The following is a 26,625-nucleotide window of genomic DNA, read 5'->3' on the forward strand; positions in this document are numbered from 1 at the left end:
TTTGGCGTTAGGTGTTTCGCGCCAATTTAACTGATTAAGCAAATAGACAATTAATATAATCAGGCTTTGATACCTGATAAAATACATGATACTAGAATAATACTTGATACGATGATTAAAATAGAAAATCTGGAAAAAGTTTACAAGACAGAAGAAGTAGAAACGACGGCACTTAATGGCATTAACCTCCATGTTGCGGCAGGAGAATTTGTTTCAATCATGGGACCTTCGGGTTGCGGAAAATCTACTTTGTTAAATGTAATGGGTTTATTAGATAAGCCTGAAAATGGAAGCTACAAATTTATCGATACGGAGCTTTTAACGCTTAACGATAGGGAACGTTCAAATTTCCGAAAAAGAAATATGGGATTCGTTTTCCAGAATTTCAATCTGATTGATGAATTAACGGTTTTCGAAAACATCGAACTACCATTAATTTATAACAAGATCCCTGCCGGAGAACGCAAAAAACTGGTCAATGAAATCATCGAAAGGATGAATATTGTAAACCGTAGCGGTCATTTTCCTCAACAATTATCAGGCGGACAGCAGCAACGTGTAGCAGTAGCCAGGGCTTTGGTTACCAAACCTAAACTGGTTCTGGCTGATGAGCCTACCGGAAACCTGGATAGTTCGCATGGTAACGAAGTAATGGAGCTCCTTTGCGAATTAAATGAAACCGGAACAACTATCGTAATGGTTACGCACTCCAGTCACGATGCCAGTTTTTCAAACCGGATCATCAACCTGAAAGATGGTCATGTGATATCGGAGAAGATTAACAAAAGCCGGAATGAAGAACTTATTTAAGGTTAAAGGCTGAAGGTTTTAAGGTAGAGGGTTGAGTGATATTAACCTTTAGTCCTCCGCCCTTCTCGCTTCAACCTCTAAAAAGATTTTAGTTTAGTTAATAATAGCCGCCCAATAATCTTCCCGGATGGGAAGATTGGGGAGGCAAAGAGTAAAGATCACCAGGTAGGCATTTTGAACGCCATACGCCAAACACCTATCGCCAAACAATAAAAATATGTTCAGATTAAACTTAAAAATAGCTTTGCGAAACCTCTGGAAAAACAAAGGTTTCTCCCTGATTAATATCGGTGGATTAGCCATTGGTTTGGCCAGCTGTATGATTTTGTTATTATATGTTGCTTACGAGTGGAGCTACGATAAACAATTTTCCAATCATGATAAAACTTATGTAGTTTATCAAAATATGAAGGCTAGTGGTAAAACTTTTAGCTGGGCATGGACACCAAATGTGATGGCTAAAGAAGTTCAGGAAAAAATCCCTGGAGTTAAATATGCCGCTCACACCACTTATCCAAGGAAACAACTCATTACCGTTGCAGATCATAAGATAAATAGCAATGCCGTATTTGCCGATCAGAATTTTATTAAAATATTGGATTATAAATTTCTTGAAGGTAATTCGGCCACCGTTTTAAAAGATGTAAATACCATTATTCTAACCAGGTCTTTTGCGAAAAAATTATTCGGAAATGAAGATCCTATTAATAAAACAGTAAAGCTCGAAAACGAAGAAGTATTAAAAGTAGAAGCCGTAATAGAAGATGCTCCTGCAAATAGCAGCTTAATTTTTGAATGTATTATGCCCTGGGCGTTGTTCGAAAAACGGGAAACCTGGGCTAAGGAAGACAATTGGGGGAATAACATGTGTTTAACACTCGTTCAGTTAAAGGACAATAACTTTTTCACAACTGCAAATGATCTGATGTATGGTATTTACAAACGCAATCAAAAAGATAATTCGGCAGTAGCTTTATTGCATCCTTTGTCTAAATGGCATCTTTATGATGATTTTGTAAATGGTAAATCGGTAGGTGGAAAAATAGATCAGCTCAAAATATTTTTATTGCTGGCCTTTTGCATCTTATTAATTGCCTGCGTAAATTTTATGAATTTATCTACTGCACGATCAGAACGTAGGGCAAAAGAAGTTGGCGTTCGTAAAGCAATTGGATCAACACGCAAATCGTTAATTAGTCAGTTTTTTTTAGAATCCCTGCTCATCACATTTATCGCCACCGTTTTAGCTTTTATCTTAATTGAGGTTAGTTTACCATATTTTAATAATTTGTTGGATATTAAATTAACAATCGATTATCATAATGGCCCATTTTGGTTAACGCTTATGGGGCTAATGGTTTTAACCGGATTTGTGGCAGGTAGTTATCCGGCACTTTATTTATCTTCTTTCGAGCCGATTAAAGTGTTAAAAGGTTTCACCCTTAAAACAGATTCATCCGCTTCGGTGAGGAAAGTATTGGTGGTTGGCCAATTCGTTTTTGCTGCTGGTTTAATTATTTGTACCGCAGTAATTTATCAGCAACTTAACTATGTTAAAAACAAACCTATTGGTTATGATCAATCCAATTTAATTCAAATAGCAGTAGTAGGCAAAATGAACGATGCTGCCAAGCTAGAATTGCTTAAAACACAACTTATAGCCGCTGGTGCAACCACTCATGTTACTTCTTTTAGCACAGATTTTACTGAAGGTGGGGATAATACAACCGGTGTAGAATGGGAAGGTAAAAATCCGAATGAGAAAATTTCTTTTAATCATAGAGCAATAGGATATGATTTTGTTGAAACCATTGGAACCAAGCTAGTAAGTGGTAGAGAGTTTTCTGCGAAATTTCCAAATGATACAACCAGCATATTGTTAAATGAAGCGGCAGTGAGAATGATGGGATTAAAAAATCCGGTCGGTAAGCAGATTACTTTCTGGGGTAAAAAACTAAATATAGTTGGTATTGTACAAGACTTTGTTGTAGAAAGTGTTTACCAAAGAGTATCCCCAATGATTTTTAGGTCAAATGGAAGGGATGATGCGAGGGTTATCATTGCGCGGTTAAACCCAAATCAAAACATCAGTTCATCATTGGCTAAAATTGACGATTTAGTAAAACAAATGGAACCTAATTATCCGGTTAACCGCAAATTTGTGAACGAATCATTTGAAGTAAAATTTAAAAATGAAAAACTTTTAGGTACGCTTTCAAACTGGTTTGGTGGTTTCGCCATTTTCATTTCTTGTTTAGGATTATTAGGCCTGGCGCTTTTTATGGCAGAACAACGCAAAAAGGAAATCAGTATCCGTAAGGTTTTGGGTGCCAGCACGGGCAATATCCTCGTGTTGCTGAATAAAGATTTTATAAAACTGGTGGCCATTGCCAATCTTATAGCGTTTCCCTTAGCCTATATCATTATAAATAAATGGCTTTCGGCTTTCGAGTACCGCGTCTCTATATCTGCATTACCTTTTATTGTAGCAATTGCTTTGTCGGTAATCATTGCCATACTAACCGTTAGTGCCCAGTCGGTTAAAGTGGCAAAAGCCAATCCTATTGATGCGTTAAAATATGAATAAGGTATAAGGTTAAAAGGTTGAGGGCGTAAGGTTAAAACGCCCAGACCTTATACCCTATACCTCAAACCTTACACCTTATGTTCAGATTAAACTTAAAAATCGCTTTACGTAACCTTTGGAGAAATAAAACCATAACCGCTATTAACGTAGGTGGTTTGGCTATCGCTTTAGCTGCTTTTATTTTGGTTACGATGTATTTTACCTATGAAACAGGTTTTGACAGGGAAAACCCTCATTATAACGAAATTTACGTCGTAGGCAGGCAGTTGCCTGATTTTAAGACCAATAATACTCCGCCACCGTTGGGGAAAGCCATTAAGGCAGAAATGCCAGAAGTACTTGCAGTTGGTACCATGAAATTAAGTTACTTTGAGTTTCCTGTTACCAGCAATAATGGCGTGGTTTTTTTAAGTAAATGCCTCTATCTCGATTATGCTGCTGCAAAAATGTTTAATTTGAAACCCAGTAACGGTTTAACCCAGCCAGAAAGTACCACCGAAAATCTGTTTTACCTCAGTAACGAAAATTATAAAACGCTTTTCCCTCGTAATAAAAACGGTCAGCCTGAAATGGTTTGGATTGGGAGTAAATCTGCTAATATAACAGGTAAACTGAGCGGAAGTATTTTTGCCAATCCGCAATCTAATATTTCTTTCGATGCCATTTCATTGATGAAAGAAGTTGGGACAGGCGAAAACTATGGGTATAACAACTATACTACCTATATCCAGGTAAAACCAGGAACAGATGTTCAGGCGCTGGAAGCCAAAATAAATGCACTTTACAAAAAGGAAATGCTCAAAGACGGAGCTGATCCAAACAATGAATCTTTTAAAAAGACCAAAACCTTTCTTGATCCTTTAAAAAACCAGCACCTTAGACCAAAAGCAGGTAGCGATGCCAACTATAAAGTGCTAATGGCTTTATCGGTTTTAGGTATTTTAATATTAGTAATTGCCTGTATCAATTTTACCAATCTGAGTATAGCACAGGCGACCAAACGGGCAAAAGAAGTAGGTGTTAAAAAAGTAATGGGCGCTTACCGCTTTCAGCTTGCCTTTCAGTTTTTATCAGAAATACTGATCCAGTGTTTCGTAGCCACCATTTTAGGTTTGATCATAGCAGAAATCATCCTGCCAAAATTTAATAACCTGTTTACCATAAATTTAACTATTTGGACATCCCATAATGCCTTGTTTTGGCAGCTGCCACTTATCTTAATTTTTATTACACTAATCGCGGGTATTTATCCTGCCATGGTCTTATCAGGATTTAAGCCTGCCCTGGTTTTAAAAGGTAATTTTCAAACCAGCAAACAGAGCTATTGGTTGCGTAACAGCCTGTTGGTGGTTCAGTTTAGTGTAGCCGTAATTTTTGTTATTGGTTTGCTCATCATTAATTCTCAACTGAAATACATGCGTACACAGGATGTTGGTTTCAAGCCTGAGCAAGTCGTTTACATTAAAAACCTGGCTTATTTCGTTGCGCCAAGTAAATTTGAGCCGATACGAAATCGAATTTCTAAAATTCCGGGCGTAAAGTCTGTTACCGTTGCCAATGCCTTGCCTGATGGCTCCGACAGTGGGAAAAATAAATATACGGTTGATGGGAAAGAACAAAGTTTAAGTTTTACTGATGTAGATTTTGATTATTTCGAAACCTTAGATATCAAGATTAAAGAAGGCAGAACATTCTCCCGGGAATTTAAAACCGATACTGCAAACGCTGCTATACTGAATGAGGCCGCAGTAGCCAAGTATGGACTAACCAACCCGCTGGGTAAAACCATAAAAGGTTGCCAGAATAAAGAATATAAAATTGTAGGCGTGATAAAAGATTTTAAAGCGCTGGGATTTGAGAAAGCAGTAGAGCCAACCATTTATGCAATAAATGATCCTTGTGGAAATCCGAAGACTGAAATTATGATTAAGATCGCCGAGCACAATATGGCTGATGTGCTGAGCACCCTAAAATCGCAATGGCCGGCGATTAACAAACTGGATGGAGATAATTTCCGCTATCAGTTTCTGGATGAAATGTATGGCAAACTCTTTAAAAAACAAGAACAATTACAATCTGTATTTTTTGCTGCGGCTATACTCACCATTTTTATTGCAATACTAGGCTTGTTTGCTTTTGCAAAGTACATTACGACAGGTAGGATTAAAGAAATTGCAGTAAGGAAAATTCTTGGCGCAAGTCATTTACAGATTTTTAAACTCATCAATAGTTCATTTTTTGTAATGGTTCTAATCGCTAATATTATTTCCTGGCCACTGGCATACATATTAACTAAAAAGTGGCTCGAAACCTTTGCATATCGAATAGATCTGCCACTTTTTCCTTTTTTAATCAGTGCTGCATTAACCATTTTATTAACCATTATCACCGTAAGTATCCAGGCGAATAGCGCAGTTAAAGCAAACCCTGTTGATGCCCTTAAATATGAATAACGGCGTAAGGTTTAAGGTATAAGGCGTAAGGCGTAAGGTTAACGCCCAGCCCCTAAACCCTAAATCCTACACCCTAAACCCTACACCTTATGTTTAAACTCAATTTAAAAATCGCCTGGCGAAATCTCTGGAAAAACAAGGGTTATACCTTGATTAACATTCTTGGCCTATCAATAGGTATGGCGAGTTGTATCCTCATTTTTATTTTTATCCGTTACCAGTTAAGTTTTGACGAAAACTTTAAAAATGAGGGGCGCATATATCGCGTCATAAGTGGCTGGACTACCCCTGATAATTTTTTCGAATCTCCAGGTACGCCCAGACCTCTTCCGGCAGCTATGCGCAATGATTTTAAACAACAATTTGATAAAGTTGCTGCAATTCAGGCAGGTGGAGGGATCATTAAAGTGAAAGATGAATCGGGAAAAGAAAGAATTAAAACTTCTGAAAGTGTGCATTATGCTGAGCCCGATTTTTTTGAGATTTTAAGCTTTAAATGGCTCGAAGGGAATCCACGCCAGTCGCTGAGCCAGCCTAATACTGTTGTTTTATCAGATGATATGGCCGATAAACTTTTTGGAGATTGGCATAAGGCAGTAGGGCAAAGTATTAATTTTCGAAATAAAGAAAACCTTAAAGTTACTGGCATTATAGCCAAAACCCCCGATAATAGCTCTTTTCCGCTGAAGGTAGTCATCTCTTATAAAACATATCTGAATCAGGCAAGACCAGAGTCTACCAATTGGGGTACAGTTTCTTCTAATTCCGAATGTTACGTTTTATTAAAGGAAGGTGTTTCTATTGATGATGCAAGTAAAAACCTCCCTCAGTTTATCACTAAATATTATCAAAAAGATGCTGTTTCGAAAGAAGGGCATCGTTTTCAGCCACTGAGAGATATTCATTACAATGCAGACCTGGGCAATTTTGCAAATAAAGTAATGCCAAAGAAAGAACTTTATGGCCTGGCCATAATTGGTGCTTTTTTGTTGTTAACTGCATGTATCAATTTCATAAACCTTGCTACTGCACAGGCGGTAAGCAGAGGGAAAGAAGTTGGTGTACGTAAAGTGATGGGCAGTTTGCGCAGGCAGTTAATTGTACAGTTTCTAACCGAAACATTAACAATAACAGTCATATCGTTATTGGTAGGATGTGTTTTAACAGAAGCGGCCTTGCCCGGGATGCAAAGCCTCTTTAAGGACCATATTTCATTTAGTATAATCGAACACCCGATCATATTGATATTTATGGTGGCTTTGGTGTTAGTCGTAAGCTTTTTAGCCGGTTTTTATCCTGCAATGGTGATGTCTGGTTATAGTCCCGCATTAGCCATTAAAAATAAAATCACAGCAAACGCTGCAGGTTTAAGTTTGCGGAAAGTTCTCGTGGTGGTACAATTTGCCATCACCATTATACTCATTATAGGCACTTTGGTTGTATTAAGGCAAATGAGTTATATGCGGGAGAAACCTCTTGGTTTTATCCCTACAGCAGTAGCCCTAATTGATGTCCCTTTTGATAGCATCGCCATTACCCGGTACCATACTTTGCAAGATCGGATCAGTAAAATTCCAGGTGTAATATCAAGCAGTTATTGCAGTGCAGCACCATCTTCCGATTTTAATAATGAAAGTAATTTCAGGTATAATGGAACAGTACAATCAACTTTTCAGGCCAATACCAAAACCGGTGACGAAAATTATTTTAAAACATTTGGTTTAGAAATTATTGCCGGGAAAGGTTTATCTAAAAGTGATACACTCAAAGAATTCGTAGTCAACGAAACCATATTAAAAAAACTCAATGTGGTTAACTACAATGATGCGATTGGTAAACCCATTCGGGTTCATGGTAAAATAGGCAATATTATCGGTGTGGTTAAAGATTTTAACAACATGAGCCTGCATGAGCCCATTTCTCCGATTTTGATCAGTAGCGATAAGGAATCGTATAACACGATAGCGGTAAAGCTCGATAGTAAACTTATTTTACCTGCCATGAAGGCCATAGAAAATACCTGGAACAATGTACTGCCTGAGTATGTATACGGCGCTACTTTTATGGATGATAAAATAAGTGAATATTATCAAACGGAAAAAATAATGGGCGCCCTGTTTAAAGTGTTTGTGGGGGTAATTATCTTTATTTCCTTTATTGGTTTATTTGGTTTAATATCATTTGTTGCGGCACAACGCACTAAAGAAGTGGCCATTAGAAAAGTTCTAGGCGCTTCGACCATCGAATTGGTTAGGATGCTTAATGGATCGTTCCTTTTAATGGTTTTTATTGCCAACCTGGTGGCATGGCCGCTTGCGTACCTGTTTATTTCGAAATGGTTATCCGGTTTTGCCTATCGGATCGACATCAGCATCTGGCCTTTTGCGCTCGCCATGCTGATTTCGATGGCAATTACTTTGGTTACCGTCAGTATCCGCTCTTATAAAGCAGCAGCTGCAAATACGATTGATGCACTTAAATATGAATAAACTGGCGTTTAGCCATTGGCGCTTAGCGTAGATTTATCGCTAATGCCAACCGCTCTCCGCTAAACCTTACACCTTATGTTCCAGCTCAACTTAAAAATCGCATTGCGAAACTTACTTAGAAACAAAGTTTATGCAGCCATAAATATTGGTGGTTTGGCTATTGGCTTAACCGCTTTTGTATTGATGCTCTTATATATCAATCACGAAGAAAGTTATGATACCTGGTCGCCTGATCTGCAGAACGTTTATCAGATCAGAGAGAAACATGATTTTTTTACGCCCGATAATCAGGATCATTGGCAGGAAATCAGCAATTCGCGTGTTGCAGCCTTAATTAAAGAAAAGGCACCACAATTTAGTGCCATCACAAAGGTCGATTCTGAGTGGGGAAACGGGTTTTCAGTCAAGTTAGCCCATGCTGATCCAATTATTGTAAAATCAATTAAAGATGCCGACTCTGCATTTTTTGATGTTTTTCCTTATAAATTTATTCAGGGAAATAGAGAAAACGCCCTGAAAGAACCGAATACGGTAGTTTTAAAGCAAAGTTTGGCCATTAAACTTTATGGTACGGACCGTGTTTTAGGGAAAGAGTTTAAATTGGTGAGGTGGCGGGATGACAAGGGCACAGCCTTGAAAATTACCGGAGTGGTTGCTGATGTTAATACCCCTGAAAGTGTAACTTTTAATGGAATAAGTCATACAGGAGATCAGGATCATGATCCCGATCAGCCGGGTAGTTCGCATTATAACCAGGTGTATGCAAAATCGGCTAACAGAATAGATACGCTTACTGCAAATAGTACTTTGCAAAAGGTATATTTAGACTTTAAGAAAAAATCATTTGCCGAGCAAAAAATCAATTTTGAAGATGTTTACAAAAACGGGAAAAAACCGGGACTTAAAGCTATTGCATTAAAAGATGTTCATGCGAATCCTCCATTTGCTATTGATTGGTTAAGCAAGTTGAAGCCTGTAATCGGGATTTCTATTTTTTTGCTGTTGGTATCTATTATCAATTTTGTGAATCTGGCCACAGCACAATCGGTTCAAAGAGCTAAAGAGGTTGGTGTAAGAAAAGTATTAGGTTCATATAAAAAACAGTTGATATCTCAATTCTTAATCGAATCTGCACTACAAAGCATGATCTCATTATTTTTAAGCATTATTTTAATAGAGGTTTTGTTACCGACATTTAATCATCAGTTTAATGTTGAATTAAGTTTTTGGCACAATGATCATTTGCTTGGTTTAAGCATGCAGCTTTTAGGGCTTTTTGCTTTGGTAACACTTTTGGCAGGCTTTTATCCCGCATGGATATTATCTAATTATGATCCCGTTGCAGTTCTTAAAGGCAATTACGGGAGTAGTTTTAAGGGGCTCGCCCTGCGTAATGTGCTTGTTGTCTTTCAGTTTGTCATTTCTGTAACTTTTATTATCGCGATAGGGGTAATGCAGATGCAAACCAGATACATTAGCCAGAAAGATTTAGGTTTTGACCGCGATAAATTGATTAACCTTCAAACAGGTTACGACCAAAATTTTGCGGAGAAGATTAAACGTATTCCAGGTGTCCAATACGTATCTACCACAACCCAGGTAATGGGAAATGCCTTTAATAATAAAAGCGAAATCATTTATAAAGGCAACAACATTAATCTTAATGGAGTAACGGTTACAATGGATGCCTTACAAACCCTGGGGGTTAAGTTAATTTCGGGGCGATTATTTTCTAAAGAATATAAGCAAGATACCATTAACTCAGTTATACTTAACGAAGCTGCAGCAAATTTACTAGGTAAAAACATGGTTGGCCAAACTTATGCAAAAGTAGATTATGAAGGTAAGATGATTACTTTTCAGGTGGTCGGCGTGATCAAAAATTACCACAATGAGGGTTTTGACAAAACGGTATTGCCAACGGTTTACAAAGTAACCAGCTTAGGCGGAACATCCAATACAAACAATATGTTGGTACGTTTCGATACGAAAAACTATAAAGGAATTATCGATAATATCGCGGCGGAGTGGAAAAAAAGCTATCCAGATTTTTCTTTTCGCTACCAATCGATGGATGAAGCTTTTTCGAACATCCTGGAAGAAAATAACCGCTTTATGCAAATGATTATCCTGTTTAGTGCAGTTTCTGTTTCACTGTCCTTACTAGGTTTGTTCGCCCTATCCACATTCATTGCCAAACGCCGTACTAAGGAAATTGCGGTAAGAAAAATTTTGGGCGCATCTAATATTCAGATTGTAAATCTTTTAAATAAATCGTTTTTAATTTTGGTTACTGTAGCCAATTTAATCAGCTGGCCGATAGCCTATATTTTAATTAAAAAATGGCTCGATGGTTTTGCCTATAGAATTGATATGCCGGTTTATCCATTTTTGATGGCCACCATGGTTTCAGTAGTGATCTCGGCATTAACCGTTAGTATTCAGGCGAGAAAAGCAGCCAATGGCAACCCGGTACATGCACTTAAATATGAATAAACTGGCGTGTAGCGTTTGGCGCTTAGTGTAGATTTATCGCTAACCCCCAACCGCTATACGCCAAACCCTAAAAAATATGATACAACTTAATAACATCGAAAAATATTACGCAAACAAAGGCATTAAAAATTATGTGTTGCGTTTAGTTACCACCAGTATTAAACAAGGTGAATTTGTTTCCATTATGGGCCCATCGGGTGCGGGGAAATCTACTTTGCTTAATATTATTGGCATGCTTGAAGAGCCAACTTATGGTTCGTATGAATTTCTGGGAGAGAATGTAACCTCGTTAAATGAGCGCAAACGCATTGAACTTTACCGAAATCACATTGGTTTTGTTTTTCAGGCTTACCACTTGATTGATGAAATGACCGTTTACGAAAATATTGAAGCCCCGCTACTATATAAAAAAGTGGGTAGCGCCGAGCGGGCCAGTAGAATTGCCGACCTGTTAGACCGTTTTAATATTGTGGCCAAAAAAGATTTATTCCCGAATCAACTTTCGGGCGGGCAACAGCAATTGGTTGGTATTGCAAGGGCATTGGCCGCGCAACCATCCATTATTTTAGCAGACGAGCCAACCGGTAACCTCCAATCGGCGCAGGCAGATGAGATCATGACCCTGTTTAAAAAGTTAAATCAGGAAGATGGCATTACCATTATTCAGGTTACGCACTCCGAAAAAAATGCGCAATATGGAAACAGGATTTTGCACATTGCCGATGGTGTAGTAAAAGAAGACGTAGCGGTAGCCTAAACTAAATGAAAAAATCGGGATGTGCATTTAAACGCATCCCGATTTTTTATTAAAATTATTTAAAATCTGAAAGCGCAAGTTTATAAACCCCACCGGCCTTGGTTTGCAGTTTTGCTGTTTTATTTTGATAACGGATTAAACATTCACCACCGTTTTTCGCAACGATAGTAATTGTAGAAATACTGTTGTTGTGCCATTGCATATCGATCACAAAACCACCTCTGGCAACCAGGCCTTTTATATGGCCATCTTTCCACTGGCTTGGTAATGCGGGTAATAGCGCTATAAAATCTTCATGGCTTTGCATCAACATTTCAGTTATACCAGCAATTACACCAAAATTTCCATCTATCTGAAAAGGAGGGCAGGCATCAAAAAGGTTATGATAACTTCCACCACCTGCACTGTATTTGGTATCGGTATCATCCGTTGGCCGCAATTGAGCGTTTAGTATTTTAAATGCACGGTTACCGTCATTTAATCTTGCCCACAGTGCAATTTTCCAGGCGTATGTCCATCCTACACCAGCATCACCTCTAACTTCCAACGATTTTTTTACCGCCTCTGCCAATTCAGGTGTTTTATCTTTCGTAATCTGGTTGCCAGGGTAGAGTGCATACAAGTGCGATAAATGGCGATGCTGTACTTCCAGCTCTTTAAATTCATCTGCCCATTCCATTAATCTTCCATCCGAAGCTATTTTCGGGCCGGCGAGATTTAGTCTGGCATCATCCAGCTTTTTTATAAATTCAGCATCATCATTTTTTAAGATATTGGCTGCTTTTAATGTATTGCTAAATAATTCGTAAATCACCTCCTGATCGTGGGTAGGCCCCATACTGATCTGAACTTTGGCACCATCAGGTGCTAAAAATGAATTTTCTGGCGATGGAGATGGACCTGATACCAATTTACCTGTTTTTGGATCTTTTACCAGCCAGTCTAAGTAAAATTTGCTTGCTTCTTTGAGGATAGGAAATACCTTAGTTAAATAATTTTTATCCTTCGTAAAGGCATAATGTTCCCACAAATGCTGACAGATCCATCCACCACCGCCTACATGCATGCCCCAGCTGGGATGTTCTCCCGGAGAAGTATAACCCCAAACATTTGTAATGGGATGTAATACCCAGCCATTCATTTGGTATTGGATTTTCGCAGTACGCTTGCCTGGTTCTAAAAGTGACGAAACCAGATCAACCAGCTGCTCCTGGCATTCGGAAAGGTTAGTTACTTCTGCTGGCCAGTAATTCATCTGAACATTAATATCGGTATGGTAATCGCCATTCCATGGCGTTTGTATCTGATTGGCCCAAATACCCTGCAAATTGGCAGGCAGGCTTCCTTTGCGCGATGATGATAATAAAAGATAGCGTCCATATTGATAGTAAAGACCATAAAGAGCCGATTCATTTTGGCTTTGTACATTTTTGGTCATCAACTCATTTGTAGGAAGATTATTCGTACTGTTATTTAACGTTAAAGAGGATCTTTTTGTAAAAGATGAAAAATCTGCTACATGCCTTTTGCGTAATAATTCATAATTTTTGGCAGCTGCTTTTTGGGTTATAACATTTAATTCACTTTCAAAATTCGCATTGGTATAATCCGGATAATGCAAATGGTAATTTGTAGCGGCCGTTAATATGATGGTAACCGAAGTGGCTTTGGTTACCTGTAAGGAATTTCCGTTGATTTTTATTGTTCCGCCTGTAAGTTGTGGTATAGCATAAGCTTTGTAGCGCATTCCATCACCATCTTTACCGTTATTTAAAATCCCGCTCATTATTAAACGACCGTTTTTGGCCACGGTATTAAATCTTTCGGGCCTGTTTAGCGATAATGAAAAGGATAAAGCATTAGGTTTGTCGGCCGTTAGCCTAATCACCAAAGCCCGATCGGGATAACTCGAGAAAACTTCTCTCTTGTATTTAACGCCATCTTGCTCGTATCTGGTTAATGCTACCCCCGTAATCAGGTCTAGTTCGCGGTAATAATTCTTAAAAGTAGATTTTTTTCCAAAATCCAGCCATAAATCACCCAGTGTTTGGTAGCAGCCAAAAGGTACATTTGCACCATTTCCCTGTCCAGAGCCTTTACCCTTGCATACCTGGGTTTTGTTGGTCAATGCTGCGGCTTCCTTATATTTTCCTGCGAAAAGGAGATTTCTTATTTCGGGGATGTATTTTGCTGCTTCCGGGTTATCACTATCCTGCGGACTCCCGCTCCATAAAGATTTTTCGTTAAGTTGTATTCGTTCCTGGTTTACATCTCCGAATACCATTGCCCCTAAAAACCCATTGCCAATTGGCAGTGCCTTTAACCATTCAGGATCACTTTTCCAGCCATTTGGATTGTCTTTTGTACTCGCGTTAGCAGGACTGGTATACCAGATTTTGTCATGCTGGTTCGACTGGGATAACACTTTTTTTGAGCTAAATATGATCAGCAGCAAAAGCAGGAAGGGTAGTATTTTCTTTATCATAAGTAGTTATTGAGCTATTTATTGTAAGATTAATCATGGTGAAAAACCTCTTCCATAGCACTCCAGGTTTCACCTTTTGCGGCGGCATCGGGCAAAGGGATTTGACTTGGTGCAGTTTCTTTCCACCAGCGTTGCGTAGTGGTGTCAGCTGCCATCTTTTTCATGTCGGCAGCAAAATCAGTTCCGGTATATTCGAAGTAGCTAAAAAGATATGGTTTGCCTTCAATTTCTTTTAAATAAATGGAATAATTATGAATGTTGCATTCGGTTATTTTTTTTAATACCCCTGGCCAGGCTGCTGTATGTAACTTTTTGTAATAAGCCATTTTTTCGGGTTTCAGTCCTGTAATACTGCCATAACGTAATACTTTGTTTGCTGTATTTGATGATTTGCTATCATTTTTTGCAGGTGGGTTACAGGCGGAGGCCATTAGCACGAAGGCTAATGCCAGGAAATACATTGCTTTTAAAATTTTCATATTTGCCTTTTTTAAATATCGGTTTATTTAACAATTGGAATATTTTCGGTGTTTCCGTTTAATTCCAGCACCACAATATAATCTGACTGGCTGGCCTGGTTAGCAGGAAGCTGCACTGAAATATCATCCTTATGCACTACATTAACAGGTTGTTTATCTAACAGGTACGCTTTTTTAACTTTTAAACCTGGGATAGTTTTTAAACTAAGCTTAGTCAGGCTGGAATTTAATACATGCAGGTAGATTTTATTTCCTTTTCTGGTGGTAGCATATTCACCATTAGGCTGGTAGGGGCCACCTAAAGTACCATAAATGGCTTCGCCATTGGTTTTTAACCAATCGCCAATTTCTTTTAAACGTTCTATCTGGCGGGCTTCAATTCTACCATCTGGCATCGGACCAACATTTAATAAAAGATTGCCATTGCCACCTGCCGTTTTCGAAATAATCTCGAGGCACTGTTTTAAGGGTTTCATTTTATCATTTGCTTTCCAGGCCCATTGGTTACAAATCGTAAAACAGCTTTCCCAGGGCATTTGCATATTTAATTTTCCTACTACTTGTTCAGGCGTGTCGTAATCACCTATCATTTTAGAAACATCAATGTTTTTATTCTCCAATGCGGCAAACTCTTTTCCCAATCGGTTATTGATAATGATGGTTGGTTTTAAATTTTTGAGATAGGCATACAGGTCTTTACCCATTTCGTCTGTCCAGGGTTTTTCCCATTGCCCATCAAACCAGAGCATATAAGGATCATATTTGGTAATGAGTTCTTTTAACTGGTTTTTCATATACACCACATAACGGCTCATGTCTGATTTGGGATCAATCGTTTGGTTTTTTGGCGAGTGGATTGGGTAATCAGGATGGTGCCAGTCTAATACCGAGTAATAAATACAGAATTTAATCCCCTGTTTTTTACAGGCTTCATTTAATGCGCCAACAATATCTTTCTTGTATGGTGTGTTGGTGATGTTAAAGTCGGTATAGGCTGTTGGCCATAAACAGAACCCATCGTGATGACGAGCGGTAATGGTGAGGTATTTCATTCCGGCATCTTTTGCTGTTTTTACAATTGCATCGGCGTCAAACAGAACCGGATTGAATTCTTTATAAAGATTGTCATAATCTTCCGTTGGAACCTGCTCACCACGGCTCCAGCCAATTTCGGTGCCGCGTAAACTTACCGGCCCCCAGTGAATAAACATGCCGAAGCGTTTATCCATAAAATCGTTTATTGGCGACGGTTTATTATTTTTGGATTGCGCAGCAACCTGTAAAGCCATTGTAAAGGCTAAAACGCATACTAAAGTGATACGGTTAATGATTTTGTAGGGTAAGGGATATTTGAATTGTATCATATATTTAATTTTTTTAAATGTTATTTATTAACTGCCTAGTTTGATTTACTTATGGTGCTATAGTTTTTCCTAATTAATGTACACATTATTTAAAATAAACATACAAGACACCCATTATGGCCAATAAAAGCACCGATAGAAATTTGTAGTTTCCAATACCGCTCCAGCCTTTGCTTTTCAGCGGTTCCCAAATAGAGGTCCAATACAAGGTTTCACTTTGAGCGGTGTGTTTCACCGGATAGATGTGAGAAAATACCACCTGGATCAACACACAGATGCAGAACAGGTAAAAAGCCATCATCATGAAGGGGATTTGACCAATTATCGTTTCTGTTCCATAAACTTTGTTTACCACAAAAACACCAGCGCCAATAATGGAGCCCAGCAGTAAAGTATATTGCGCCCCTTTTGCAGATGCTTTTTTCCAGAATACGCCCAATAAGAACACGCAGGTGATGGGAGGGGCAATATGTGCGATTACATCGTTGATGCCATTGAAAAGACTTTCGTAGCTATTTAGTAACGGCAACAGGCCTATTGAAACGGTTAAGGCAATACCCGCCGACCAACGACCTACGCTCACTAATTTTTTATCGCTGGTTTCGGGTTTAAATCTTTTATATAAATCATAACTGCTTAGCGTAGCGATAGAATTTAAGGCACCTGCAATTTGACTCATTAAACCTGATAATAATGCGGCCACCAAAATACCTACCAATCCTTTTGGCAAAAGCTGGGTAATCATTAAAGTATAAATGCCTTTGGTGTTTAATACGGTTTCACCGTTACTACCAACAGTTTGTAAACTCGATAAATCCATCGTGCCCGATTTATATAAGATATAGGCAAATAAACCAGGAAGCACGAAAATAAATACCGGTAAAATTTTGATAAAGCCACAAAATAACGAGCCTACACGGGCATGGTTTTCGTCTTTTGCACCTAAAACACGCTGCACAATAGTTTGATCGGCGCACCAATACCAGATACCCAAAACGGGATAGCCTAAAAATACGGCTATCCAGCTCATTCCGCTTTTATCGCCAATCGGGCGTATCATACTGAGTTTATCCATGGCATTTTCTTTCTGTAGTATCGCCGTCATATGATCCCAGCCGCCAACTTTATTCCAGGCAAAATAGGTAATGATAATGGCGCCGGTAATGAGCACCAAGCTTTGTATGGTTTCGGTAACGACTACAGCCCTTAAGCCACCTATAATCGTATATAGTCCGGTTAGTAAGGCGATTACCACTATGCTTACATACATGTCGATGCCAAATAGGGTTTCGAGTACGATACCACCTGCTAAAAAAGAAAAGGCAATGTGAATAATGATGGCCGATAGAATGGAGATGAATGCCAGCCAATCTCTGCAGGCGCGGTTATATCTTCGTTCTAAAAAATCAGGTAAAGTAGAAATGCCCGAACGGATATAAAAAGGAATAAATAACAAGGCTAAAAGAATGAGGGTAAAGGCCGCCATCCATTCAAAATTGCCATTTAAAAGCCCGCTGTCAAATCCACTCTGTGCCAAACTTACCAAATGGAGGCACGAAATGTTTGTTGCAAATAATGCCAGACCAATCATAGGCCATTTCAAGGTTTTGCCTGCCAAAAAATATTCACCACTGGTGGTTTCTTCGTTTTTCTTTTTTCGCGTTCCGGTCCATAAACCTATGGTTACAATAAAAAGTATATAGGCAATGGTAATTACAATATCGGTTGTACTGATCATATTTGGTTAGATTTTGGTTATTTTAAATCACAGCTACTTCCTGCCTCTTGCGGGGTAATGTAAACGCCCTTTTCAATTTTAATCGGATGTTTAAAATGTTGTTTTAAATGGGGGATATGTTCCAGAAATAAAGCTTCGTGCCCCATAGCAATGTGGTTAAAAAGTACCAGATGCTGATGTAATTGTCCCATGTCGCCAACGTGGGGTACTACGGGTACGCCAAATTTTTTACATAACAGACTAATCGTGATGAACTCACTAACACCGCCTACACGCACGGCATCTACCTGGGCAAAACCCGTACAGCCAGTTTGCAGGTAGTTTTTAAAAATAATGCGGTTGGGTACATGTTCCCCTAAAGCCAGTTTAACGGGCGCAATTTCTCTGGCCAAAGTCTGGTGCGCCAATACATCATCCGGGTGTGTAGGTTCTTCAACCCAAAAAGGATTCATATTTTTAAGCTCATTACATATTGAAATGGCTTGTGGCAGGGTCCATTGCTGGTTGGCATCTAACATTACTTTTGAGCTTTCGCCGGCAACTTCGCGTACAATGTTTGCCCTTCTGATATCACGTTTGGGGTCAGCTGATCCTACTTTAAGTTTCATTGCGGTAAAACCATTGGCAATAGCTTTTTTGCAGTTTTCGCGTACTTTTTCATCATCGTAATTAAACCAGCCCACAGAAGTGTCGTAGCCTGGATAACCGGTATCGAGAATACCTTCCCTCGATTTTTTTGAATCCGTTTGGCTTTGCAGCATGGCTATCGCCTCTTCCTTAGTGAGTACATCTTCCAGGTAGGAGAGATCGAGGGTATTTACAATTTCTTCGGGACTTAAATCAATCAGGAGTTTCCATAGTGGTACACCTCTTTTTTTTGCCCACAAATCGTAACAGGCATTGGTTACGGAAGCTAAGCCTAAATGTACAACACCTTTGTGCGGCCCCAACCATCTAAATTGCTGTTCGTTTGATAGGGTGCGAAAAGTCTGCCCAAAATCGCTCATCAATTCTTCAATATCCTGTCCTTTTAGCTTATTGGCATAAAACTGAGCAGCATTGCAAACCAAATCGTTCCCCGCGCCCAGCGTAAAGGCTAATCCTGTTCCTGTAATGCCATTCTCGTTGGTTAAGTTGGTAACTGCATAGGAGTATTGAGGGTCTTTGTGGATGGCATCACTGCCCGCACCGGTTGATAGTTCAAATCGTTTGTCGCTAATTTCTATTTTATTTATCATGTTCGTAATCTGGATTATATGATGGTTCTATACCCCAATTCGGCGCCACCGCTTACCGGTAAAATGGTTCCTGTTATAAATCTGGCTGCATCGCTCAGTAAGAATAGGCAGGCATCTGCAATTACGTCGCCAGCCGGCATACCACCTAAAGGTTGAAGTTTATCTAAGTAATGCTGTATTTCTTCTTTGTTCGGTTGTTCTTTGCTCCATAACTGTAAGGTTGGGGTATTAATCGCCGCAGGCGAAACCGCATTTACACGTATTTGGTACGGTGCATAATCTAAGGCCATGGCCTTCGTGAGGGCATTAATTGCGCCCTTTGTGGCTACGTAGGCTGCATGATTGTCCTGCCCGATAGTACCTACCATCGAGCTGGTATTTAAAATACAACCCTTTGTTTTTTTTAGCTGCTCGATGCCATAACGGGTGGTATATAAAATGCTCTTTAAGTTAACATTCATCAACAAGTCCCACTCCGCATCTGTGGTTTGATCAAGTGTTTTTGAAGGATGTGCAATCCCCGCATTATTATGGATGGCATCTATATTGCCAAACTTTTGAATGATGGTTTCAAAAGCAGCAGCCACTTCATTTTCATTAACCAGGTTGCAGGTTATGGCTATTTTTTGCGCGGTTTCAAGCTCGTTTAGTTTGCTTTCGGCTATTGGGTTTTTATCCAGGATACAAACAGTAGCACCAGCCTTTGAATAGGCTTTTGCACATTCCCAGCCAATACCATCGGCACCTCCTGTGAGTATAATAATTTTATGATGAAGCATGTTGATTAATTCGGTTAGTATTTGTAATAGCTAATTTATTAAGGAAAAAAGAGATAAACTGAGGTATAATTTGCTAATAGTGATGTTATATTAGCTTAATTATTAAATTTGTCTATCGTTATTGGTAATTTAGGATGCTAAATCAGAAATGAGTTCCTCCTAACCAAATAACTGACATATTGCCAAACTGATGGTCAAGAAAATAACCTGTATCAAATGAAACCGATTTTCGCCAAAATACTAGATGGGAAAGTAAATGATGTGTACGGCATAAAGGTTGTAGACGCACCTTACTTTTCTACCGAATTCCATTTTCATGAAGAATGCCAGCTCACTTATAATGTGGAGAGTGAGGGGCGACGCATGATTGGTGATAGCATTGAAGATTTTAATAACGAAGACCTGATTTTTGTAGGTTCTAATTTACCTCATGTATGGCACAATAGCCAACAGTATTTTAGCGATTCTACACCAGATACCCATGCACATTCAATTTCGCTTTTTGTCCACCCCGAAAAAATAATGGATATTTTCCATGAGCCAGAGAATATACAAAAGCTTAAAAACTTTTTTCAACTGGCTAAACGTGGAATGAAATTTAACCTTTCGGCCAGAAAGGAAATTAAACCTTTGTTGTTAAAAATTGCCAGGGCCACAGAAGAAATTACCCGTTTAATAGGGGTGCTGGAAATTTTAAACCTGCTTTGTCAAAACAAAGATTATGTTTTACTGGCCAGCCCGGGTTATACCAATAACTATCAGTTAAAAGATAATGATAGAATGGACAAGATTTTGAAATATGTTTTTGATAATTTTAATAAAGAGATATTGCTGGTTGATGCTGCTGAGATGACCAATATGAATAAGCAGGCTTTTTGCAGGTACTTTAAGAACCGTACCCAGAAAACTTTTGTAACCTTTGTTAACGAAGTAAGAATTGGCCATGCCTGTAAATTAATAGCCGAAAGTGATCATCAAATAAGCGAAATGGCTTACATATGTGGCTTTAACAGTCTTTCTAATTTTAACAAATTTTTTAAGCTGGCAAAAGGCGTTACCCCAAAAGAATATAAAAAAATGTTAATTGTAGATTGATCAGTTAAAAACTTGCTGAATGAAGATTAACTCTGGAAAAGGCTTGCTTTAAACAGACTAATCTTTCTATAACCTATATTTGCAACATGCAAAAATCCTTTATCGATCAAATGGGCAGGGAAATTTCTATTAATTTTCCACCTAAACGGATTATTTCTGTGGTGCCCTCACAAACAGAATTGTTGTTTGATTTGGGCCTGGATCAGGAAATTATCGGATTGACCAAGTTTTGCATCCATCCGATAGAAAAATTTGCAGCAAGAACCAAGGTTGGTGGCACCAAAAAACTCAACATTGATTTAATCAGGGATTTAAAACCCGATTTGATTATTGGGAATAAAGAAGAAAATACACAAAGTGATATAGAAGAGCTTGCAACAGACTTTCCGGTTTGGATGAGCGATATTTTTACTTTAGATGATGCAATGAAGACGATTGGCCAGATAGGGGCGCTGGTAGATCGCGAACCGGAAGCCGGTTATCTTAACCATTTAATTGCTGCAGGATTTAATGATCTGCAAACGCTCGCCCTTCAAAATCGTATCGATAAAAAGATAGCCTATCTCATCTGGCGTAAGCCCTTTATGGCAGCTGGAAAAAATACATTTATTAACGACATGCTGCTTACTAATGGTATGACTAATGTGATTACGCAAGAACGTTATCCATCGGTTACATTAGCAGAACTGAAAACTTTAAATTGTGATCTGATCCTGCTTTCTTCCGAACCCTATCCTTTTGCTGAAAAACATATTGAAGAAATCCAAACCGCCATTCCAGATACAAAAATTATACTGGTTGATGGAGAAATGTTTAGCTGGTATGGAAGCAGGCTGGTTAAAGCAGTTCAGTATTTTTTTGAGTTTCAAAAAGAACTTTATTAGTTATTGGCGATTAAATTTTTGTAATTTGTAGCATAAAATTAAATCATCTCGTTACCATAACTATGAAAAAAATATTAATACTATCCCTATTTGTAGCCGCAATTTCTGGTTGCAGTTCAATGAAAAACGGAGGAGACGTCACTACAGTTACAGCAAGTGGAACAATAGAGAAACTTGGAATGACGACTTTTCAATATGGTACACATTTATTAAAAGCCGACAATAAAACTTATGCCTTAAAAAGCGCAAACATCAACCTGGATACTTATCTGGATAAAAAGGTCACCATCAAAGGAAGAAAAGTAGCAGGTTATCCATTAGATGGCGGCCCTGAGTTGGTCGAAGTAACGCTGGTGAAATTTTAGCTGTAAAACGGGGGAGGTGAGATGGATAATGTGATGTTGTATTTTAATGGTCTATGTTTCAGATCGCAGCGCTGAATAATCAATTTTATGCTCCTATAATGCGCTGCAAAAATTTGATTATTCAATTTAGTTTCTATCTTTGCAATCCTTAAAACATCCTAACTGCGGAAGTGGCGTAATTGGTAGCCGCACCAGACTTAGGATCTGGCGCTTCACGGCGTGGGGGTTCGAGTCCCTTCTTCCGCACAAAAGATTAACCGTTCTGATTAAACATCAGAGCGGTTTTTTTATGGCCGTTACCCAATATAATCGCTCATTTTTTCACTCGATATTGCCGAAAAGTTATTCCTGTTTAAATTTTTCTCCTTAAAAATTAAAGAGTTAGCGGTTTTTGATTGAAATAATCAATAAAATATTGCTGATGCCTTTTGATTATCCAATCTTGTTTCTATCTTTGCAGTCCTTACAACATCCTAACTGCGGAAGTGGCGTAATTGGTAGCCGCACCAGACTTAGGATCTGGCGCTTCACGGCGTGGGGGTTCGAGTCCCTTCTTCCGCACAACAAGATAAAGGCCGTTCCGATTTAAACATCGGAACGGTTTTGTTTTTAAAAACATTGATTAATAAAAATTGATGTGCGGTGTCGGTTGTGGCGATATATGGTTTTTTCTCAAATCTCATATCGCAATTCTCCCGTCTAAAGTACATCTTACTATATCTCATAAAAATGAATATTACACAGGAAAAAACCGGCAACTTAAATGCTGTTGTAAAAATCAAAATCGCACCTGCTGATTACTCTGGAAAAGTAGAGAAAGCCATTAAAGATCAAGCTAAAAAAGCACAATTACCTGGTTTCCGTAAAGGAATGGTTCCTGCTGCCCACATTAAAAAAATGTATGGCAAAAGTATCCTGGTAGAAGAGGTTAACAACTTGTTGAACGATACCTTATCTAACTACATCGCAGAGCAAAAATTAGAAATTTTAGGTCAACCACTTCCTAAAATGGACGATGAACGCGAATTTAAATGGGATAATACAGATGATTTCGAATTTGATTATGAGTTAGGTTTAGCGCCTGCTTTTGATGTAAATCTTTCATCTAAAGATAAATTTACCGAATACGTAATTAAAGCTGATAAAGAAACTTTAGAAAGCCGTATCAAAAATATCCGTCGCAGCTATGGTAAAATGACTAATCCTGAAGTTTCGGCTGATGATGATGTGCTTTATACCGAACTTACTCAGGTAGCTGCAGATGGTACTGCTGTTGAAGGCGGTATTACCAGCACAGCAACTATTCGTTTAGATCAGATTAAAGATAAAAAAATCCTTAAATCGTTGATCGGTTTAAAGAAAGATGATGAAGTTACCATCGATATCCAGAAAGCATTAGAAGATGCTGCGGTAATTGCTAAAGCTTTAAACATTTCGGAGGAAGAAGCAGCTGAATTAAAAGCAAACTTTAAACTTCACGTTAAAAACGTGAACCGTTTAGAAGAGTCTGACTTAAACCAGGAGTTTTTTGATAAATTATTTGGTGAAGGTACGGTAACTGACGAAGCGGGTTTCAGAGCGAAAATTACGGAGGAAGTAGAAAGTATGTTTAAACAAGATGCAGAACGTAAATTATCGAACGATATTTATGAAGCACTTTTAGCTAAACACACTTTCGAATTGCCTGATGAGTTTTTACGTCGCTGGTTAAAAGCCACAAACGAAAAACTGACTGATGAGGAATTGACAGAAGGTTACGATGATTTCGCTAAAAACCTGAAATGGACTTTAATCGAAAACAAAATCATTAAAGATAACAGCATCGAAATTAAATATGAGGATGTAGTTCAGGCAGCTAAAGCGAAATTAGATGCTCAATTCAGAATGTACAGCCCAAGCCCACTTCCTGAAGATCAGCTGGCTCAATATGCAGTTCAGTTTTTACAGGAAAAAGAAAATGCAAACCGTGTTTTCGAAGAGGTAAAAGCATTAAAAACTTTCGAACAAATCAAATCTGTTGTTACTTTAGAGCAAAAAGATATTGATTACGATAAGTTTATTGCGCTGGATAAAAAAGCATAGGGCAGAGTGCCTTGTGATTTTAATGTCATGATATAAAATCTTATTTTGTCTTATGGCAAAATTTAGATTTCAAGACTTGCTAATTTGGCAGAGAGCTATAATTGTAGGTAATAAGTTAATTGACATTTCTGAGAAATTAGAAGAAATAAAAAAGTATAGATTTGCAGAGCAGCTTCGAGGAGCTGCTCTTAGCGTATCTAATAATATTGCAGAAGGTTCGGGATCTAATTCTACACCTGATTTTAGGAGGTTTTTGAACTTTGCGCATCGATCTGTTTTTGAGAATGCTAATATCCTTTTGGTTTTGAATTTAAGGCTACTGATTTCTGACAAGGATTTGGCAGATTTATTAGAAGATTTAGATATTTTAGCAAGGATGATTTCTAGCTTCTTTAAAAGTTTGAAATAACAAGCGTGCTATATTGTCATGGATTTTGATGTGGTATACTCTTTGTCTAAACCAATACATAATTGAAATATTATTTATATTTTGGTTTTTTATTATTCACGAAACTATGGGGAACAGGAAATTAAAACTCTATGCCCTCTGCTAAAAAACTCATACAATGAACATAGATTCACAAGAATTCAGAAAATTTGCCGTTAAACATCAGGGGATTGGCGGTTTACACGTAGATAAATTTATTGCTCAGGCTAATCTGAACCCGAAGAGCATGACACCATATATCATTGAAGAGCGCCAGTTGAATGTAGCGCAAATGGATGTTTTCTCCAGGTTGATGATGGATCGTATTATCTTTTTAGGTGATGCCATTTACGATCAGAATGCAAACATTATCCAGGCGCAGTTGTTGTTTTTGCAATCAACAGACGCTGACAGAGACATTCAGATCTACATTAACTCTCCAGGTGGATCGGTTTATGCAGGTTTAGGTATTTACGATACGATGCAATATATACAGCCAGATGTAGCTACAATTTGTACAGGTATGGCCGCATCAATGGGAGCCGTTTTATTGGTAGCAGGTGCAAAAGGAAAACGTGCTGCATTACCTCACTCAAGAGTAATGATTCACCAGCCATCAGGCGGTGCACAAGGTGTGGCATCTGATATGGAGATCAACTTGAGAGAGATGTTGAAATTGAAAAAAGAATTATACGATATTATTTCAGAGCACTCTGGCCAAACATACGACTGGGTAGAGAAAGCTTCAGATCGCGATTACTGGATGACAGCTGACGAGGCAAAAGGATTTGGTATGGTTGATGAAGTGTTATCGAGAAACGCAAAAAAAGATGGCGAAACAAAATAAAGAATCCCGTTGTTCATTCTGCCATTCTGGCAAGCATGAAACGTTAATGTTGATTGAAGGCATGGATGCATTTATCTGCGATAAATGTGTAACCCAGGCCAATCAATTGCTTGCGCAGGAATTAGGGACCAAAGGGACAAAAAATATTCAGGAGGCTATAAATTTATTAAAGCCTCTTGAAATTAAACAACATCTTGATCAGTATGTGATTGGTCAGGATGATGCTAAAAAGGTATTATCTGTTGCCGTTTACAATCACTACAAACGTTTAAATCAAAAAGTTGATAAAGACGAGATTGAGATTGAAAAATCGAACATCATGCTGGTGGGCGAAACCGGAACAGGAAAAACACTTTTGGCAAAAACCATCGCAAAAATTTTGCATGTGCCGTTTTGTATCTGTGATGCCACGGTTTTAACAGAAGCAGGTTATGTAGGTGAAGATGTGGAAAGTATTTTAACCCGCTTGCTTCAGGCCGCCGATTATGATGTAACGGCTGCCGAACGTGGCATTGTATATATTGATGAGGTAGATAAGGTAGCCCGTAAAAGTGATAACCCATCTATTACCCGTGATGTATCAGGAGAAGGTGTGCAGCAGGCTTTATTGAAGATTTTAGAAGGTACGGTTGTAAATGTTCCACCTCAGGGCGGGCGTAAGCACCCGGATCAGAAAATGATCCCGGTAAACACCAACAATATTCTATTTATCTGTGGTGGTGCATTTGATGGTATTGAACGCAAAATTGCCAATCGCTTACGTACCCAGGCTGTAGGTTACAAAGTAAAGAAAGATGAGACCGTTTTAGATCTTAAAAATCTTTATAAGTATATTACACCTCAGGATTTAAAATCTTTTGGATTAATTCCGGAATTAATTGGTCGTATACCAGTTCTTTCTCACTTAAATCCATTGGATAAAGAATCATTAAGAAACATTCTAACGGCACCTAAAAACTCATTGATTAAACAATACGTGAAGCTTTTTGCTTACGAAGATGTTAAATTGATTTTTGAGGATGATGTTTTAGATTTTATTGTGGATAAAGCAATGGAATATAAACTGGGTGCCCGTGGCTTAAGATCAATCTGCGAAGCGATTATGTTGGATGCGATGTTCGATACGCCAACGCAGACGGATGTCAAGGAATTGCACATCAATCTCGATTATGCGATAGAAAAATTTGAAAAGGCCGACTTTAAAAAGTTGCAGGCCGCATAAAAATTCAAATCCTCTCGCGAAAGCGGGG

General features: G+C 38.5%; 19 protein-coding genes and 2 tRNA genes. 15 read left to right on the top strand and 6 right to left on the bottom strand.

The genetic code is table 11. From position 1 onward, the window contains the following. Positions 1-111: 111 nt before the first annotated feature. From CA265_04175 to CA265_04200, 6 genes are all read left to right on the top strand, one after another. Positions 112-810, top strand: a complete 699-nt coding sequence (locus tag CA265_04175) for a phosphonate ABC transporter ATP-binding protein (GenBank protein ARS38917.1) — start codon at positions 112-114, stop codon at positions 808-810. 217 nt (positions 811-1,027) lie between these two features. Then, complete coding sequence (locus CA265_04180; protein ID ARS38918.1) at positions 1,028-3,397, top strand: cell division protein FtsX; 2,370 nt, start codon at positions 1,028-1,030, stop codon at positions 3,395-3,397. A gap of 77 nt (positions 3,398-3,474) precedes the next feature. Beyond that, positions 3,475-5,850 carry a hypothetical protein gene (locus CA265_04185; protein ID ARS38919.1) on the top strand — a complete coding sequence of 792 codons (2,376 nt, stop codon included), beginning with the start codon at positions 3,475-3,477 and terminating at the stop codon, positions 5,848-5,850. Positions 5,851-5,939: 89 nt separating this feature from the next. Next, positions 5,940-8,339, top strand: a complete 2,400-nt coding sequence (locus CA265_04190; protein ARS38920.1) for an ABC transporter permease — start codon at positions 5,940-5,942, stop codon at positions 8,337-8,339. Positions 8,340-8,414: 75 nt separating this feature from the next. After that, on the top strand, positions 8,415-10,835 hold the full coding sequence (locus CA265_04195; protein ID ARS38921.1) for a hypothetical protein: 2,421 nt from the start codon (positions 8,415-8,417) through the stop codon (positions 10,833-10,835). Between the two features lie 76 nt (positions 10,836-10,911). Further along, positions 10,912-11,592 (top strand): phosphonate ABC transporter ATP-binding protein, encoded by a 681-nt coding sequence (locus CA265_04200; protein ARS38922.1) that lies wholly within the window; start codon positions 10,912-10,914, stop codon positions 11,590-11,592. 55 nt (positions 11,593-11,647) lie between these two features. Here CA265_04200 and CA265_04205 read toward each other — a convergent pair whose 3' ends face one another. The 6 genes from CA265_04205 to CA265_04230 all read right to left on the bottom strand — a co-directional run bounded on the left by CA265_04205 (position 11,648) and on the right by CA265_04230 (position 19,675). Beyond that, positions 11,648-14,077: an alpha-L-fucosidase gene (locus CA265_04205; GenBank protein ARS38923.1), complete on the bottom strand. Its 2,430-nt coding sequence runs from the start codon at positions 14,075-14,077 to the stop codon at positions 11,648-11,650. 29 nt (positions 14,078-14,106) lie between these two features. Beyond that, the gene (locus CA265_04210; protein ARS38924.1) at positions 14,107-14,556 is read right to left on the bottom strand and encodes a hypothetical protein; all 450 of its coding nucleotides are present in this window, start codon (positions 14,554-14,556) and stop codon (positions 14,107-14,109) included. 23 nt (positions 14,557-14,579) lie between these two features. Then, positions 14,580-15,920, bottom strand: coding sequence for a hypothetical protein (locus tag CA265_04215; protein ARS38925.1), 1,341 nt, complete (start codon positions 15,918-15,920; stop codon positions 14,580-14,582). Positions 15,921-16,005: 85 nt separating this feature from the next. Further along, positions 16,006-17,658 carry a sodium:solute symporter gene (locus CA265_04220; protein ID ARS38926.1) on the bottom strand — a complete coding sequence of 551 codons (1,653 nt, stop codon included), beginning with the start codon at positions 17,656-17,658 and terminating at the stop codon, positions 16,006-16,008. 17 nt (positions 17,659-17,675) lie between these two features. Further along, entirely contained in the window at positions 17,676-18,896 is a 1,221-nt protein-coding gene (locus CA265_04225; protein ID ARS38927.1) for a mandelate racemase, read from the bottom strand. A gap of 14 nt (positions 18,897-18,910) precedes the next feature. Then, a complete protein-coding gene (locus CA265_04230) occupies positions 18,911-19,675 on the bottom strand; it encodes a short-chain dehydrogenase (protein ID ARS38928.1) in 765 nt (254 codons plus the stop codon). A 216-nt stretch (positions 19,676-19,891) separates the two neighbouring features. On the opposite strand from CA265_04230, the gene CA265_04235 reads away from it, so the two are divergent. The 9 genes from CA265_04235 (at position 19,892) to CA265_04275 (ending at position 26,597) form a co-directional block, all read left to right on the top strand. Further along, positions 19,892-20,770 (top strand): hypothetical protein, encoded by an 879-nt coding sequence (locus tag CA265_04235; protein ARS38929.1) that lies wholly within the window; start codon positions 19,892-19,894, stop codon positions 20,768-20,770. Positions 20,771-20,856: 86 nt separating this feature from the next. Continuing rightward, on the top strand, positions 20,857-21,654 hold the full coding sequence (locus tag CA265_04240) for a cobalamin-binding protein (protein ARS38930.1): 798 nt from the start codon (positions 20,857-20,859) through the stop codon (positions 21,652-21,654). A 119-nt stretch (positions 21,655-21,773) separates the two neighbouring features. Then, entirely contained in the window at positions 21,774-22,019 is a 246-nt protein-coding gene (locus CA265_04245; protein ID ARS38931.1) for a hypothetical protein, read from the top strand. Positions 22,020-22,183: 164 nt separating this feature from the next. Further along, positions 22,184-22,268 (top strand) — tRNA-Leu (locus tag CA265_04250). A 230-nt stretch (positions 22,269-22,498) separates the two neighbouring features. Further along, positions 22,499-22,583: transfer RNA gene (locus CA265_04255), tRNA-Leu, on the top strand. 165 nt (positions 22,584-22,748) lie between these two features. After that, complete coding sequence (locus CA265_04260; GenBank protein ARS38932.1) at positions 22,749-24,101, top strand: trigger factor; 1,353 nt, start codon at positions 22,749-22,751, stop codon at positions 24,099-24,101. A 52-nt stretch (positions 24,102-24,153) separates the two neighbouring features. Then, complete coding sequence (locus tag CA265_04265; protein ARS38933.1) at positions 24,154-24,510, top strand: hypothetical protein; 357 nt, start codon at positions 24,154-24,156, stop codon at positions 24,508-24,510. Between the two features lie 157 nt (positions 24,511-24,667). Further along, a complete protein-coding gene (locus tag CA265_04270) occupies positions 24,668-25,375 on the top strand; it encodes an ATP-dependent Clp protease proteolytic subunit (GenBank protein ARS38934.1) in 708 nt (235 codons plus the stop codon). After that, the gene (locus CA265_04275; GenBank protein ARS38935.1) at positions 25,359-26,597 is read left to right on the top strand and encodes an ATP-dependent protease ATP-binding subunit ClpX; all 1,239 of its coding nucleotides are present in this window, start codon (positions 25,359-25,361) and stop codon (positions 26,595-26,597) included. Before CA265_04270 ends, CA265_04275 begins: the two co-directional genes overlap by 17 nt. The last annotated feature ends 28 nt before the right edge of the window (positions 26,598-26,625 follow it).

This window comes from Sphingobacteriaceae bacterium GW460-11-11-14-LB5, assembly GCA_002151545.1.
Classification (GTDB): domain Bacteria; phylum Bacteroidota; class Bacteroidia; order Sphingobacteriales; family Sphingobacteriaceae; genus Pedobacter.

What these genes read in the sequence shown, in the direction of transcription:
- CA265_04175 (ARS38917.1), top strand. Translation starts at nt 112, where the DNA reads ATGATTAAAATAGAAAATCTGGAAAAAGTTTACAAGACAGAAGAAGTA.
- CA265_04180 (ARS38918.1), top strand. Translation starts at nt 1,028, where the DNA reads ATGTTCAGATTAAACTTAAAAATAGCTTTGCGAAACCTCTGGAAAAAC.
- CA265_04185 (ARS38919.1), top strand. Translation starts at nt 3,475, where the DNA reads ATGTTCAGATTAAACTTAAAAATCGCTTTACGTAACCTTTGGAGAAAT.
- CA265_04190 (ARS38920.1), top strand. Translation starts at nt 5,940, where the DNA reads ATGTTTAAACTCAATTTAAAAATCGCCTGGCGAAATCTCTGGAAAAAC.
- CA265_04195 (ARS38921.1), top strand. Translation starts at nt 8,415, where the DNA reads ATGTTCCAGCTCAACTTAAAAATCGCATTGCGAAACTTACTTAGAAAC.
- CA265_04200 (ARS38922.1), top strand. Translation starts at nt 10,912, where the DNA reads ATGATACAACTTAATAACATCGAAAAATATTACGCAAACAAAGGCATT.
- CA265_04205 (ARS38923.1), bottom strand. Translation starts at nt 14,077, where the DNA reads ATGATAAAGAAAATACTACCCTTCCTGCTTTTGCTGCTGATCATATTT.
- CA265_04210 (ARS38924.1), bottom strand. Translation starts at nt 14,556, where the DNA reads ATGAAAATTTTAAAAGCAATGTATTTCCTGGCATTAGCCTTCGTGCTA.
- CA265_04215 (ARS38925.1), bottom strand. Translation starts at nt 15,920, where the DNA reads ATGATACAATTCAAATATCCCTTACCCTACAAAATCATTAACCGTATC.
- CA265_04220 (ARS38926.1), bottom strand. Translation starts at nt 17,658, where the DNA reads ATGATCAGTACAACCGATATTGTAATTACCATTGCCTATATACTTTTT.
- CA265_04225 (ARS38927.1), bottom strand. Translation starts at nt 18,896, where the DNA reads ATGATAAATAAAATAGAAATTAGCGACAAACGATTTGAACTATCAACC.
- CA265_04230 (ARS38928.1), bottom strand. Translation starts at nt 19,675, where the DNA reads ATGCTTCATCATAAAATTATTATACTCACAGGAGGTGCCGATGGTATT.
- CA265_04235 (ARS38929.1), top strand. Translation starts at nt 19,892, where the DNA reads ATGAAACCGATTTTCGCCAAAATACTAGATGGGAAAGTAAATGATGTG.
- CA265_04240 (ARS38930.1), top strand. Translation starts at nt 20,857, where the DNA reads ATGCAAAAATCCTTTATCGATCAAATGGGCAGGGAAATTTCTATTAAT.
- CA265_04245 (ARS38931.1), top strand. Translation starts at nt 21,774, where the DNA reads ATGAAAAACGGAGGAGACGTCACTACAGTTACAGCAAGTGGAACAATA.
- CA265_04260 (ARS38932.1), top strand. Translation starts at nt 22,749, where the DNA reads ATGAATATTACACAGGAAAAAACCGGCAACTTAAATGCTGTTGTAAAA.
- CA265_04265 (ARS38933.1), top strand. Translation starts at nt 24,154, where the DNA reads ATGGCAAAATTTAGATTTCAAGACTTGCTAATTTGGCAGAGAGCTATA.
- CA265_04270 (ARS38934.1), top strand. Translation starts at nt 24,668, where the DNA reads ATGAACATAGATTCACAAGAATTCAGAAAATTTGCCGTTAAACATCAG.
- CA265_04275 (ARS38935.1), top strand. Translation starts at nt 25,359, where the DNA reads ATGGCGAAACAAAATAAAGAATCCCGTTGTTCATTCTGCCATTCTGGC.